Below are 13,793 nucleotides of genomic sequence, written 5' to 3' on the forward strand. Positions count from 1 at the left end.
CTGCTGGACCGCGCCCGCGACGAGGGGCTGATCCGCGTCGTGCTGATCCATCACCCGCCCTATGTCGGCGGCGCCAAGCGTGGGCGCGAGCTGGTCGATGCCGCCGCCTTCGAGGCGATGCTCAAGCGCAAGGGCGCCGATCTCGTCCTCCACGGCCATAACCACAGCTTCTCGCTGGCCTGGCGGCCGGGCCTGCGCCGCGACGTGCCGATCGTCGGCGTGCCCTCGGCCTCGATCGGTCCGCTTGGCCATGGCGAGCTCGCGACCTGGCATCTGTTCCGCATCGAGGGCAACGCGGCGGCGCCGCGGATCACGCTGGAACAACGCGGCTTCGAACCCGACGGCACCGTCATCCTTCGCCAGGAGATCGCGCTGCACGCCAAACCGGCCTGACGCAGCCGCACAGCGAGGTCCGCGACGCTCGTTTACCGGTCTTTCACGGGCGGATCATAGGATTCTTCTGCGGAAGGAATGCGCCATGTTCGCTGGCACGCTCGGCAGAAGCCAGTTCTTCATCAAGTCCGGGCTGCTCGGCAGCGCCGAAGCGATTCTCCTGCTCATCTGCATCGGCGTGCAATACGAAGCCTTCATGGGTCCGCCGGGACAGGGGCGCTATCGCCTCGCCGCGACTGCCTCCCTGATCAGCGCCTTCTTCGGCTTCAAGCGGGTCGGCTTCGCCATCCGCCGCAATCGCGATGCCGGAGGCGGGGATGTCTTGCCCGGCCTCTATGCCATCGGCGTCTGCTCGGCGCTCGTCTTGCAGGCGCAGATGCTGATCGTGCGGACCAGCGACAGCCCGTTCAACAGCGCGGAATATTCCGGCTTGCTCGGGCTCTTCATGTTCGGAGCCTGGATCTATCTGCAATTCGCGCCGTCCGTGCCGGCCTCGGAGCGGGCCGAGGCCGGCGTCACGCCGGCACTCGGCCGCCTGGACGGGGACGACGCGCCCGCCGCCCCCTCGCATCTGTCGCTCGCGATGGAAGAGGCGATCTCCGGAAAGAAACCGATCCCGGCGATGCCTGCTTCAGTGCAGCCGCAGGGCTTCCTCGGATCGGTCCGGCGTCCTCCGCCGCCGCCCCAACGCACCCAGTTCGGCCGGCGCGGCGTCAAGTAATCCGTCTCGGCTCAGACGCAGCGTCCGCCGTCGACCGCCAGTACAGAGCCCGTCACCATGTCGGCCTCGTCGGAGCACAGGAACAGAGCGGCATTGGCGATATCCTGCGGCGTCGAGAAGCGGCCCCACGGGATCGAGGCCGTGAACTGCGCGCGCCGCTCGGGCGTGTCCTCACCCATGAAGGTCGCGAGCAGCGGCGTCTCGCCCGCGACCGGCGCGATCGCGTTGACGCGGATCTTGTCCGGCGCGAGCTCGACCGCCATCGACTGCGAGATCAGGTTCGCGGCGCCCTTTGAGCCATTGTACCAGGTCAGGCCCGGGCGCGGCCGCACACCGGCCGTCGAGCCGATGTTCAGGATGACACCGCCGCCATGCTGCCGGAAATGCGGCACGGTGGCGCGCGCCATCAGGTAGATCGACTTCACGTTCACCGCGAAGATCCGGTCGAACTCCTCCTCGGTCACCTCGGTCATCGGCTTGTTGCGATGGGTGGTGCCGGCATTGTTCACGACGATGTCGAGCCGCCCGACCTTGGCGAGGATCTTCTCGACCGCCTTGTCGACGCTCTTCGCCTTGCCGACATCGCAGGTCACGGCGAAGGCCTTGCGGCCGATCGCCTTGGCGGCCTCCTTGGCCTTGTCGCCGTTGATGTCGAGCACCGCGACGCGCGCGCCCTCCCGCACGAAAGTCTCGGCGATGCCGAAGCCGAACCCTTGCGCCGCGCCGGTCACCAGCGCCGTCTTGCCCTTCAGTCTCATGGTCGCTCCTCGTGCTCTGCGATTGCGCGATGTTTGAAACGATTGAGCTTGGCCGTAAATGCGCTTTCGCGCGGGGCCGGTTACGGAAATCGAATGGCGGCGCTTAAGCCCCGATCTCCTCGCGCAGCATCTCCAGCTCCAGCCAGCGCTCCTCGGCCTCGCCGATCTCGCGCGCGACCTCTTCCAGCCGCGCCGTCGCCTTGGCGAAGAGCTTCGGATCGCGCGTATAGAGATCGCCGGCCACCGCCGTGTTGAGCTTCGCGGCCTCGGCCTGCAGCGTCTCGATCTTCTTCGGCAGCGTTTCCAGCGCATGTTTCTCGTTGAAGGAGAGCTTGCGCTTGGAGGCTGGGGCAGTCGGCGCCGACGCGGCAGCCTTGGGCACGGCAGGCGCGCCCTTCTCGACCGGCCGCGCCTTGGCGCCGACGCCGCGCCCGCGCTGCGCCAGCATGTCGGAATAGCCGCCGGCGAACTCGGTCCAGACGCCATCGCCATCCGAAATCAGCACGGAGGAGACCACGCGGTCGATGAAGTCGCGATCGTGGCTGACCAGCAGCACCGTGCCCTGGTAGTCGGCCAGCAGTTCCTGCAGCAGGTCGAGCGTCTCGAGGTCGAGATCGTTGGTCGGCTCGTCCAGCACCAGCAGGTTAGAGGGCTTGGCCAGCGCCCGCGCCAGCATCAAACGCCCACGCTCGCCGCCTGACAGCGCGCCGACCGGCGTGCCGCGTTGGATCGGCTGGAACAGGAAGTCCTTCATGTAGGAGATGACATGGCGCGGCTGGCCGCCCACCATGACCTGGTCCGAGCCGCCCCCGGTCAGCGCATCGCCGAGCGGCGTCTCCGGATCGAGGCTTTCGCGACGCTGGTCGAGCGTCACCATCTCCAGCGCGGTGCCGAGCTTCACCTTGCCGCTATCAGGCTTGAGCGCGCCGGTCAGCAGGTTGATCAGCGTGGTCTTGCCGGCGCCGTTCGGCCCGACGATGCCGATCCGGTCGCCGCGCGCGACCCTGAGCGACAGGTTCTTGACGATGCTGCTGTCGCCATAGGCCTTGCTGACATCGATCGCCTCGATGACGAGCTTGCCGGAACTTTGCGCTTCGCTCGCCTCAAGCCGGACATTGCCTTGCGCGGCGCGGGCCGTGCGACGCTGGTCGCGCAGCGTATGGAGCTCGCCGAGCCGACGCTGGTTCCGGGTGCGCCGGGCGCTGACGCCATAACGCAGCCAGTCCTCCTCGCGGGCGATCTTGCGGTCGAGCTTGTGGCGGTCGAGCTCCTCCTGCGCCAGGACTTCGTCGCGCCAGGCCTCGAACTCGCCGAAACCTCTCTCCGCCCGCCGGGTCACGCCGCGATCGAGCCAGATCGTGGCGCGCGACAGCGAGGTCAGGAAGCGCCTGTCGTGGCTGATCAGCACCATGGCCGAGCGCAGCGATTTCAGTTCCTGCTCCAGCCATTCGATCACGGGCAGGTCGAGATGGTTGGTCGGCTCGTCCAGCAGCAGGATGTCCGGCTCCGGCGCCAGTACCCGCGCCAGCGCCGTGCGGCGAGATTCGCCACCGGACATCGTGGCGGGATCTTCTTCACCGGTCAGGCCCAGTTCCGTGATGAGATATTGCGCGCGATAGGCGTCGTCGCCCGGCCCCAGGCCAGCCTCGACATAGGCGAGCGAAGTCTTGTAGCCGGTGAAATCCGGTTCCTGCGGCAGGTAGCGGATGGTCGCCCCCGGCTGGACGAAGCGCTCGGCATGATCCGGCTCGACGATCCCCGCCGCGATCTTGAGCAGCGTCGACTTGCCCGAACCGTTGCGGCCGACAAGGCAGACGCGCTCGCCGGCCGAGACCGCGATCTCGGCAGCTTCGAGCAACGGCTGTCCGCCGAAGGTGAGCGCGACGTCGCGCAGATGCAGCAAGGGGGCCATGATCAGTCCTGTGTTCGGCCTGCGGGATAGACCGCCGCTGCTCCGCTGTCACGTCCGCAAGCCATGGCACGGCCCTTGCCAGCTTTCTCCCGCCCCTTATCGTGATCGGATCGAGACCTGATGAGTCCAAGAGCGATGCCCAGCGAACGCCCGATCGGGATCGGCCACAATGGCGGCCCGCCGCTGAAGGAGCGCAAGCGCCGCGCGGCCACCGGCTCCGGCAATATCGGCCGCTATTTCGACTGGCGCTTCGCCCATCGCAAGGCCTGGAAGAAGCCCCGCGAGATCGCGCTGAGGCGCGAAGAGAAGGCTTCGGCGCTGGGCCTCACCTATGAGGAGTATTCGCTGGAGATCATGGAGCGCGGCTATTACCCGCAGCCCGAGCATGTCGAGACGATCAAGTCGAAGCGCGCCCAGCGCCGCAAGGATGGCGGCATGGTCGGCCAGTCTCTCAAGGGCATGAAGCTGAGCTGAGCGGTACCGTCATTCTCGGGCGAAGCGCACGAAGACCCGAGAATCTCAGGACCGGAAGACACTGGTTTCCGAGATGCTCGGGTCAGGCCCGAGCATGACGCGAGGCTCATCCCCCAAGCCAGCGCCGCGCCAATCGCGTCGCCGGCTTCTCGAAGAAGCGGTAGAGCAGCAGCGCCGCGACCACCGAACCGGCGAGCGCCAAGGCGATATAGAGGGCCGGCGAATACAGCCCAAGCCGCAGCACCACCTCGCGCATGCCCCGGATGACGAAGGGGTGGACGAGATAGAGCGCGTAGGAAGCATCGCCGACCGCCGCCAGGGCCTTCACCGGCGGGAGCGGCACGATCCCCTCGCGGCCGCAGCCGGCGGCCAGCATCAGCAGGGCGGCCGCGCTGCCGCGCCACAGCACGCTGCTCCAGGCCCCGTCCGTGCCCGGAACATGGGCAGCAGCGACCAGGAGAGCGGCACCGGCCAAGGCCACGGCGATCCGCAACGCCCCGTGCAAGCGCATGCCCTTGTGCCTGAGGACCGCGATGCCCATCCCCGCTGCGAATTCCAGCACGATAGGCTGGCCCCAGAAGCCGAAGGGCAGCGCCAGCGGGCCGCTCAGGCTTTCCGCCCCGACCAACAGCGCCAACAGGAGAGCGACCGCAGGCAAGGTCCAGCGCCGCGGCAACATCAGCCCGGCCGCGAACAGAGCGTAGAACAGCATCTCGTAGTTCAGCGTCCAGCCTAATGAATAGACCGGCTGGACCATCCCTTGCGTCGAGACCACCGGCCAGAACAGGTAGGAGCCGAGGATCTGCTGGAGGTTCGGCGCGCCCGAGTTGAGCAGGGCCGGAACGACGAGCCCGACGAGCAGGAACAGCGTCGTCATCGCCCAGTAGAGCGGCACGATCCGCGCCAGCCGGCGCTTCAGGAACAGGCCCGCGGCGCCGTCCCGCCCGAACAGGTCCTGCGAGGCATGGACCATGATGAAGCCGGAGACGACGAAGAAGATGTCGACGCCCGCCATCCAGGGCAGGAAGTCGCTGCGCGTGAAACTCAGGCCCGCGCGGGCGGCCACTGCGGCAGCGTCCGGCTGGACATGGTGGATCGCGACCATGAAGGCCGCCAGCGCGCGCAGGACCTGGATCGAATGGATGGGCTGCACACGAACCTGAGAGAATGACGGGCAGAAAGGCCGCTCAGCCAAACCACAGCCGCTTGGGATCGTCGAGCCCGAAGCGATGGAGATTGGCGGCGATCGCCGCGAGCCCCTGCTCGGCCGCATCCGTCGCGGTGATGACATGCAGGGCGAAACGCTCCGCCAGATCCTCCATCGGCGGCTTGCCGGCGAAGGCAGACCGAATCGCCGCCTTGTCAGCCAGCGGCAGCAGATGCGGCGCGATGCCGCCGGCAATGAAGACGCCGCCCGTCGCCTTGAACACCAGCGCGAGATCGCCCGCGACGCGCGCCAGCAGGCGCCAGAAGCAGACCACGGCCATCAGCGCCGCCGGATCGCCGTCATGGGCGAGTCGGGACACATCGGCCGCGCTAACCTCCGCCTCCAGCATGCCGGATGTCCGGGCCACCGCCTTGTGCAGGCGCACGAGCCCGTCGCCGCTCAGGAGATGCTCGACCGTCAGGCGCGGGATGCCCTCGCTCAGCGCAGGCCAAAGCCGCTGCTCGGTCTGATCCTCCGGACCGATGCCGATATGGCCGGATTCCGTGGGGATCAGAACGCCGCGCTCGCCGCGCATCAAGAGCGCTGCGGCACCAAAACCGGTGCCGGGCCCGAGCACAAGCTTCACACCTTCGGGCTCCGGATCGCCTTCGACCAGGGTCGAAAGGTCGCCCGGCTTCAGAACCGCGAGCGAGGCCGAGAGCGCCTCGAAATCATTGACCATCAGTCCTTGGGTCAGGCCGAGCGCGGCCGCGATCTGCGGCCCGTCGAGATGCCAGACGGCGTTGGTCAACTGCGCCTGCCGGCCCTCGAGCGGACCGGCGACGGCCAGCACGGCCGAGCGCGGCTTCTCCGGGAGATCGGCCAGGACGGCGGCGAATGCGGCCTCCACCGTCGGATGAGCGCCGGTCCCGATCCGCGCCAGCGGCTTGTGGGGACAATCCGCATCGCTCACCAGCGACAACCGGCAATTCGTACCGCCGATATCGGCGACCAGAACCGGATAGGAGATCGAAGGAGGGCGCATCAGAGCGGCTTCCGCCAGGGCGCGAACCAGCCGAGCCCTTCGAGCGTGCCGGCTTCCGGCCGGTACTCGCAGCCGACGAAGCCGTCATAGCCGAGGCCGTCGAGCTCGGCGAAGAGCGTCGGGTAGTCCGGGCCGGAAGCATCGGGCTCATGACGGCCATTGGCGCGGGCGATCTGGACATGGCCGACGAGCGGATAGAGCGCCCTGAGTTTGCCCGAGACGTCGCCATGGATCAGTTCGCAATGATACATGTCGAACTGCAGCCGGACGTTCGGGCGGCCGGATTCGCGGACATAGGCCGCTGCTTGGTCGAAATCATTGAGGAAATAGCCCGGCATGTCCTTGCCGTTGATTGGCTCCAGCAGGAGATCGATGCCCTGCTCGCCGAGCTTGTCGGCGGCATAGGCGAGAGAGGCGCGATAGGTCTTCTGCGCGATGGGGTCGTTCGGGTCGGCCAGCCCCGCCATCATGTGCAGGCGCTTGACCCCGGTCTCGTGCGCATAGGACAGCGCGGTCTCGACCGAGGCCTTGAACTCGTCCTCGCGCCCGGCCAATGCGGCGATGCCGCGCTCGCCCTTGGCAAAGTCGCCAGGCGGCAGATTGTAGAGCGCCTGGGTGAGTTCGCCCCCTGCCAGCGCGAGCCCGACCTGCTCGGGCGTATGCTCGTAGGGAAACAGGAACTCCACTGCCTCGAAGCCCGCCTCGGCGGCCGCCTTGAAGCGATCGAGGAATTCCCATTCGGTGAACATCATCGACAGGTTGGCGGCAAAACGCGGCATAGGTCTCTCTGCAGGCTGGTCGCGATCGATCGCGGCAGGCTAAACCGATGCGCCCGCCGCGTCATGGCCAAACGCGACAGGCAGGCAATGCGTTCCGTTATGGATAGGATCCGCGTCATGCTCGGGCTTGACCCGAGCATCTCGGAAACCAGCGTCCTCTGGGCATGAGACTCTCGGTCAAGCCCGAGAATGACGGCGCTTAAGGCTTCGGCGGCGGATTCGGATCGGTCGAGAAGCGCCGGAACACCATGTCGGGCGAGGAGGTGTTGTGGCGCGAATGCGTCGTGCGCCCCATCCATATATCGGTCGCCTTGCCGCCGGGATAGGACATCAGCGCCTCCTCGCGCCAACCCTTGGCGCCGGGCTCGCGCAGCGCGATGCGGGCGACGTCGTTGTTGAATTCGGTGACATACATCGAGCGCAGCGCCAGGAAGCCCTTGCCGCCGGTCACCGGCTTGTCGAGCACGGCATCGAGCACCATCCGGTTCTCGTCGACGCTGTCGAGCTTGAGGCTGCCGGAGGAGCCGTCCTTGAAGCTGAGCTTGAAGGTCAGCGTCTTCGGCTCGAATTCAATCTCCTTGATGTTCACCACCGGTCGCCCCTCCTGCTCGATCGGCCCGAACAGGAAGGAGGAGCCGTAGGAGGAGAAGCCGAGATGCTCCGGCGGCAATGGCCGGGCGCGCCAGTTGCCGTCCTGCGGATAGACGACGAGCACCTCGTGCGACTTGTCCTTGCCGAGCTTCCAGAGCTGGACGAGATGCAGGTTCTTCTCGACGCGGTCACCGACGCGGAAGGTCGCCTCCGCCGGGCGCCAGAAGCTCGGGAAGGTGTAGCCGACCAGCCAGTAGTCGATCGATTCGTAGAAGGTGACGCGGCGCGGCGGCGTCGGCGGCGCGAAGGACGGATCGCCCTTCATGTCGCAATTCGTCCAGTCGGCATCCCAGTTGTCGCGCACGAGCCCGGCGACATAGGCAGGATGCGCCGCCTCGATCTGGAAGCGACGGACCTCGGGCGAGACCACCTTGATCGTGACGTTGTCCTTCTCCGCGCAGAGCACCGGCTCGGATTCGTTCTTCACCTCGACGGCGACGTCCCCTGCAGCCTGCGCGATCGTCAGCGAGGCGAGAAGAACGCACGAAACCGCGAGCGGGCGAAGAAGGCTGATCATGGCGATCCTTGACGAGAGTTCGGGAACAAACTGATCACGGCGAGATGAACGCCGGCTGACCAAGGTTGCGGCAGGAACGGGGCGAGAGCGCGACAGACACGCGCCCGACGGGTTCCGGCACCGTCAACGGCCCGGCCGCGACATCGTTCCAACGCACGCATTGCCATACGATCGCTGCAGCAACGCGTGAGAGCGAGCTCTCGCGAAGAGCGCCCCGTGCCTTGCGCCTTCAACCAGTCAGGATGGCGTAGACATCGCCCGAATTGGCCTCGTGCGGCAGGCTGCGCAGGTAGTCGCCCATCGCCTCGGCACTGGCGTGCTCGCCGAGTTCGAGCAGTTGGCTCTCCCCGATCGCGACATTGAAGCGATAGGGGCCGAGCGTTTCCAGCAGCGCGAGACAGGCCTCGGCGACGTCGCGCTGGATCGTGGTGAACTCGAAGGAGATCACCGGCACCGCTTTGGTCAGGCCGGCCAGCACATGCGCCTCGAAACCCTCGACATCGATCTTGAGTAATTTCGGCAGGCCGTAGCGCTGGATCAGGCGGTCCAGCGTCGTGCAGGGCACCATGATCTCATGGTCCCAGACCTGGCCTTCCCAGCCCCGCGCGCCATCGGCGGCCCCGATGAAGGCGGCCGAGGCGCTCGACACGGTCGGGTTCCGGCTGTTGACCCTGAGGGCGATCGAGCCCTCATGGTCGCCGCAGGCCGCCTCGATCAACGTCACCAGCGGGTCGCGCCGGTGGATCAGGCGGGTGACGCGGGCCGGGCCCGGCTGCGGCTCGAGCGCGACCACGCGCGCGCCCAGCCGGCGGAAGGACGAGACGCGGCCGCCGACATGGGCGCCGATATCGAAGGCGAGATCGCCCGGCGCCAGGAACGCCCCGTAGAGCCTGTCCATCGCCGCATGGCGCTGCTTGTCGCCGTGATAGACGCGCAAGGAACGCGAGAGTGCCTTCACCGTCCCCTTCGGATAGGTGACGGCGTTCATGCCGCCTCCCCGTCGCGGATCGCGGCGAGCACCGGCGGCAGGTCGAAATCCTCGGGGATGCCGCAGAGCCCGCGCCGCGCCAGCCAGGCACCGCAAGCCGGCGCCGCCGTCAGCACGGCGAAGGGGATCGCCAGCACATAGCCGGCGGTCAAGGGCAGCGACCAGATCAGCACCGCCGGTGCCATCAGGCCCAGCGTGACGAAGAGATAGGCCCCGAACAGCAGATGCGGCCACAAGCCGGCGAAGGCCGTTCCGAAGGAGAGCGCATGGGCGTCGCGCGCCTGCCCGTTCCAGCCGATCCTGGCCCGCCCGAAGGCGAGTCCGATCATGAACAGCGTCGTGCGGAAACTCGAGACCGCGCCTTGCAGGAAGGAGAAGGCGAGTTCGATCGTCGCCGAAACCAGGAAACGCGCCTTGCCGCCATAGCGAGCGACTCCCCCCTTGGTCAGCAGGATGTCGGCGAAGCCGGCGAGCTTCGGCGAGAGATACATCGCCAGGAACAGCAGATAGAGCCCACCCGCGAGCACGACGGGATAGTCGGGAATCGCCCGATCTTCGAACACCTTCAGCGGCAAGAGCGCGATCATCAACGTCCAGGCCGGAAGGCCGAGAAACATCAGGATCGCCCAGATGAGCTGGAAGCGGCTCATCGGCTTCAGGCCGGGAATGTCGAGCAGCTTGAGATATTGCAGGTTGCCGAGGCACCAGCGCAGGTCGCGCTTGGCGAAGTCGAGCATGGTCGGCGGATTCTCCTCCCAGCTCCCGCCCTCGACCGGCAGGACGCGCACCTCGTAGCCGGCGCGGCGCATCAAGGTCGCCTCGACCTGGTCATGGCTCATAACGGCTCCGCCCAGGGGCGGCCCGCCCGGCAGCACCGGCAGATGGCAGTGATCCCGGAACGGCGCGATCCGGACCAGCGCGTTATGCCCCCAGAACGGCCCGCAATCGCCACCCCACCAGGCCGAGCCCATGGTGTAGGGCCGCATGCCGTGGCGCATGCCAAACTGGAAGATGCGGGCGAAGGCCGAACGACTGGGCATGCCGACCACGAGACTTTGCAGGATTCCGAGCTTGGGATGCGCCTGCATCATTCGGGCCATGCCGAGGATCGTCTCGCCCGCCATCACGCTGTCCGCATCGAGCGGCAGCATCAATTCGTAGCGTTCGCCCCAGTGCTCGCAGAAATCGCGGAGGTTGCCGGCCTTGAAACCGGCATTGTCGCTGCGGCGGCGATAGGTCACCCGTGCCGGCTCGCCGATCTCGCGCGCCCAGGCCTCGGCCAGCCCCTCCTCGGCCGCGGCGACGGCCGGATCGTTGGTGTCCGACAGCACGAAATAGTCGAACCATACACCCGCGCCGGTCGCATCGAGGCTCTCCTTGACGACCCTGAGGCGGCGGAAGGCACGCGCCGGGTCCTCATTGCGCAGGGTCATCAGCACGGCAGTGCGCAGGGCCAGCGGCGACGTATCCTCACCCGCCGCGGCGAAGGGCGCGGCCTCGGCAAGCCCATCCGCCTTGCCGTGCAGAAGCCAGAGCCCGATCGCGGCGTTCCAGAAGCCGAGCACGGTCCAGGGTGCGCCGAACAGGAAAGCGACGAAGATCGCGACATCCGCCGCGCTCCAGCCACCCGTTCCAAGGACTTGTGCAAGCCCGACGAGCAGAAGAGCCAATGTGACGAGATTCAGGGCGAGGACGAGGAACCGGCGGCGGCGCAGCACCGTTTCCGCCTGCAGCCCGGCCGGAGTCAGACCATCAGGCCCGGCCTCTTGCGCCGCCCGCCGGAACGTGGTCGGAGCGGGGCGCTGGTTCATGGCGGTCTCTGTCATGGTAGGCAGACAGGCTCGGGCAGACGGGGATCAGACGCGAATGGCGCGGGAGCTAAAGCCTGCAACCTCGATTGACGCAAGGACAAAGGCTCTTGCGCTTTGGTATACAGCTCGCCGTGAATGCAACCTGAACGAGGTCGCCCTGCCCGCCCTGGGGCCGGAGGACTGCCTGCTCACCACGCTCTGGAGCGGCGTCAGCCGCGGCACCGAGCGGCTGGTCTGCGAAGGCCGCGTGCCCTGTTCCGAGCACGAGCGCATGCGGGCGCCGTTCCAGCAGGGCGATTTCCCCTTTCCCGTCAAATACGGCTATTGCGCCGTCGGCCGTATCGATGCCGGCCCGCAGGATCTGCTCGGCCGCATCGCCTTCTGCCTGCACCCGCATCAGAACCGCTTCGTCGCGCCGCGCGACCGGCTCGTCCTGGTGCCCGACGTGGTGCCGGCCCGGCGCGCCATCCTCGCCGCCAATCTGGAGACGGCGCTGAACGCCCATTGGGATGCCGGCTCCGGCCCCGCTGACAGGATCGTGATCGTCGGCGGCGGCGTCCTCGGGCTGCTCGTCGCCTGGCTGGCGGCCCGCCTACCGGGAGCCGAGGTCACGCTTGTCGATGTCGAGCCGAGCCGGGCCGAGCTCGCTGCCCAACTGGGCTTCGGCTTTGCGTTGCCCGAGGGAGCGCCCCACGACGCCGACATCGTCTTCCACACCAGCGCCACGGCCGCGGGCCTCGAAACCGCCCTCGCCTCAGCCGGCACCGAGGCACGGATCGTGGAGCTAAGCTGGTATGGCGAAGGTGCCGTCCCCGCCACGCTCGGCGGCGCCTTCCATGCCCGCCGACTGCAGCTCGTCTCCTCCCAGGTCGGCCTGGTCTCGGCCTCCCGCCGCGCGCGCTGGAGTTATGCCCGCAGGGCCGAGGCCGCGATGGCCCTGCTCGCCGACGACAGGCTCGATGCGCTGATCACCGACGAGATCGCCTTCAGCGACCTGGCCGAACGACTGCCCGGCCTGCTGGCAGCCGGCGCCGCTGGCCTGACCGCCGCAATTTGCTATGAAACGCGGCCCTGACCGGGTCGTATCGCCAACCCACCCTTGGGAGATCGCATGTTTTCCGTCGAAGTCCGCGACCGCATCATGATCGGCCATTCCCTGCCCGATCCCTTCTTCGGTCCGGCGCAGAACATGCACGGCGCCACCTTCGTCGTCGATGTCGCCTTCTTCCGGGAGACGCTGAACAAGCAGAATGTCGTGGTCGATATCGGCGCCGCGCTCGAGACCCTCGCCGAGACGCTGAAGCCGCTGAAATACCAGAACCTCGACACTCTCCCGCAATTCGCTGATGTGCTGACCACCACCGAATTCCTCTGCAAGCACATCTTCGACGCCATGGCGGCGGCCGCCAAATCCGGCGCGCTCGGCGCCGATGGCGCGGGGCTGAGCAAGATTCGCGTGACCCTCCACGAGACCGACCTCGCCCGCGCCAGCTACGAGGGCGCGCTCGCGTGAGCCGCATCGCCTTCGCGATCCCCGGCGACATCGATGCCCCCACCGGCGGCTACGGCTATGACCGGCGCCTGCTGCGCGAATGGCGCGAGGCCGGCATCGAAGCGCGCCATATCGCCCTGCCCGGCTCCTTTCCCTTTCCGACAGCGGCCGATCTGGCGACGACGGAACGGCTGCTTGCCGCAACCGCGCCCGACGACGTCCTGCTCGTCGATGGCCTGGCCTTCGGCGCCTTCCCGGAAGCGCTCGCCGCCCGGTTCGCGGATCGGTTCGTCGCGCTGGTGCACCACCCGCTGGCGCTGGAGACGGGTCTGAAGCCGGAGGCGGCGGATACGCTGCGGCGAAGCGAAAGGCTGGCGTTGGCCCGGGCGCGCACCGTCGTCGCATCGAGCCCGACGACGCGGGCAACGCTGGAGACGGAGTTCGGCGTTCCGGCGAGCGAGATTGTGGTCGCGGCTCCCGGCTGCGATCCGGCGCCCCGCGCTTCGGGATCGCGTGGTGGTGCCCCGCTCCGCCTGCTCGCGGTCGGCTCGCTCATTCCCCGCAAGGGCTACGGCGACCTCGTCGAAGCCTTGAAGTCGATCGCGGACCGGTCCTGGACGCTGACAATCGCCGGCTCGCCCGATCACGCACCCGAGACGGCGGCGCAATTACGGAGCGTCATCGCCCGAATAGGGCTTGCGGACCGGATCGTGCTCGCCGGCGCTGTAGGTCCCGACAAGCTGGCACAGCTCTATGAAGAAGCGGACGTTTTCGTGATGCCATCCCTCTACGAGGGCTACGGCATGGTCCTGACGGAGGCGCTGGCGCGCGGCCTGCCGATCGTCACCACGCTGAGCGGCGCCGGGGCCGAGGCCCTGCCCGACGCGGCCGCCCTCAAGGTCCCTCCCGGCGACGCTGCGGCACTTGCCAAGGCCCTTGCAAGACTGATTGATGCGCCGGCAGAACGTCGGCAGCGTGCCGATGCCGCGTGGGCCGCAGCCGGCGATCTGCCGCGCTGGAGCGAGACCGCGCGCATCGTCGCGGAGGCTTGCCTGCGCGATAGAGCATCAGCCCGAGAAGTGGCACGCGGTTTTCGGGACAAGCC

At 67.8% G+C, this 13,793-nt stretch carries 14 protein-coding genes; 6 read left to right on the forward strand and 8 right to left on the reverse strand.

Features of this window, described 5'->3' with window-relative positions; translation table 11 throughout:
• Both JHD80_RS24165 and JHD80_RS24170 read left to right on the forward strand, forming a co-directional pair.
• A partial coding sequence (locus JHD80_RS24165) for a metallophosphoesterase family protein (RefSeq protein WP_199092623.1) occupies window positions 1-393 on the forward strand: 393 nt, incomplete at its 5' end.
• An 85-nt stretch (window positions 394-478) separates the two neighbouring features.
• Window positions 479-1,114, forward strand: coding sequence for a hypothetical protein (locus JHD80_RS24170; RefSeq protein WP_199092625.1), 636 nt, complete (start codon window positions 479-481; stop codon window positions 1,112-1,114).
• Window positions 1,115-1,125: 11 nt separating this feature from the next.
• On the opposite strand, the gene JHD80_RS24175 is transcribed toward JHD80_RS24170, so the two are convergent.
• Window positions 1,126-1,872, reverse strand: a complete 747-nt coding sequence (locus JHD80_RS24175) for a glucose 1-dehydrogenase (protein WP_133562802.1) — start codon at window positions 1,870-1,872, stop codon at window positions 1,126-1,128.
• 103 nt (window positions 1,873-1,975) lie between these two features.
• Window positions 1,976-3,784: an ATP-binding cassette domain-containing protein gene (locus JHD80_RS24180; protein WP_199092627.1), complete on the reverse strand. Its 1,809-nt coding sequence runs from the start codon at window positions 3,782-3,784 to the stop codon at window positions 1,976-1,978.
• 135 nt (window positions 3,785-3,919) lie between these two features.
• Here JHD80_RS24180 and JHD80_RS24185 point away from each other — a divergent pair, with 135 nt between their 5' ends.
• The gene (locus JHD80_RS24185; protein ID WP_199092629.1) at window positions 3,920-4,258 is read left to right on the forward strand and encodes a hypothetical protein; all 339 of its coding nucleotides are present in this window, start codon (window positions 3,920-3,922) and stop codon (window positions 4,256-4,258) included.
• 106 nt (window positions 4,259-4,364) lie between these two features.
• Here the strand turns inward: JHD80_RS24185 and JHD80_RS24190 are convergent, their stop codons facing one another.
• The 6 genes from JHD80_RS24190 to mdoH form a co-directional block, all read right to left on the reverse strand.
• A complete protein-coding gene (locus JHD80_RS24190) occupies window positions 4,365-5,411 on the reverse strand; it encodes an acyltransferase family protein (protein ID WP_349237344.1) in 1,047 nt (348 codons plus the stop codon).
• Between the two features lie 34 nt (window positions 5,412-5,445).
• Window positions 5,446-6,450 (reverse strand): glucokinase, encoded by a 1,005-nt coding sequence (locus JHD80_RS24195; RefSeq protein ID WP_199092631.1) that lies wholly within the window; start codon window positions 6,448-6,450, stop codon window positions 5,446-5,448.
• Entirely contained in the window at window positions 6,450-7,229 is a 780-nt protein-coding gene (otnI, locus tag JHD80_RS24200; RefSeq protein WP_199092633.1) for a 2-oxo-tetronate isomerase, read from the reverse strand. The genes JHD80_RS24195 and otnI overlap by 1 nt, the downstream gene beginning before the upstream one ends.
• A gap of 199 nt (window positions 7,230-7,428) precedes the next feature.
• A complete protein-coding gene (locus JHD80_RS24205; RefSeq protein ID WP_199092635.1) occupies window positions 7,429-8,397 on the reverse strand; it encodes a hypothetical protein in 969 nt (322 codons plus the stop codon).
• Window positions 8,398-8,626: 229 nt separating this feature from the next.
• Window positions 8,627-9,385: an FkbM family methyltransferase gene (locus tag JHD80_RS24210; RefSeq protein ID WP_199092637.1), complete on the reverse strand. Its 759-nt coding sequence runs from the start codon at window positions 9,383-9,385 to the stop codon at window positions 8,627-8,629.
• The gene (gene mdoH, locus JHD80_RS24215) at window positions 9,382-11,196 is read right to left on the reverse strand and encodes a glucans biosynthesis glucosyltransferase MdoH (RefSeq protein WP_199092639.1); all 1,815 of its coding nucleotides are present in this window, start codon (window positions 11,194-11,196) and stop codon (window positions 9,382-9,384) included. Before mdoH ends, JHD80_RS24210 begins: the two co-directional genes overlap by 4 nt.
• A gap of 55 nt (window positions 11,197-11,251) precedes the next feature.
• Here mdoH and JHD80_RS24220 point away from each other — a divergent pair, with 55 nt between their 5' ends.
• The 3 genes from JHD80_RS24220 to JHD80_RS24230 form a co-directional block, all read left to right on the forward strand.
• A complete protein-coding gene (locus JHD80_RS24220; protein WP_248311752.1) occupies window positions 11,252-12,271 on the forward strand; it encodes a zinc-dependent alcohol dehydrogenase in 1,020 nt (339 codons plus the stop codon).
• A gap of 36 nt (window positions 12,272-12,307) precedes the next feature.
• A complete protein-coding gene (locus JHD80_RS28840; RefSeq protein ID WP_199092641.1) occupies window positions 12,308-12,709 on the forward strand; it encodes a 6-pyruvoyl trahydropterin synthase family protein in 402 nt (133 codons plus the stop codon).
• Window positions 12,706-13,793: glycosyltransferase (locus JHD80_RS24230; protein ID WP_199092643.1), on the forward strand; the 1,088-nt coding region annotated here is incomplete at its 3' end. The genes JHD80_RS28840 and JHD80_RS24230, both read left to right, overlap by 4 nt.

It is taken from the genome of Allobosea sp. ASV33 (genome assembly GCF_016428755.1).
In the GTDB taxonomy this organism is placed as follows: domain Bacteria; phylum Pseudomonadota; class Alphaproteobacteria; order Rhizobiales; family Beijerinckiaceae; genus Allobosea.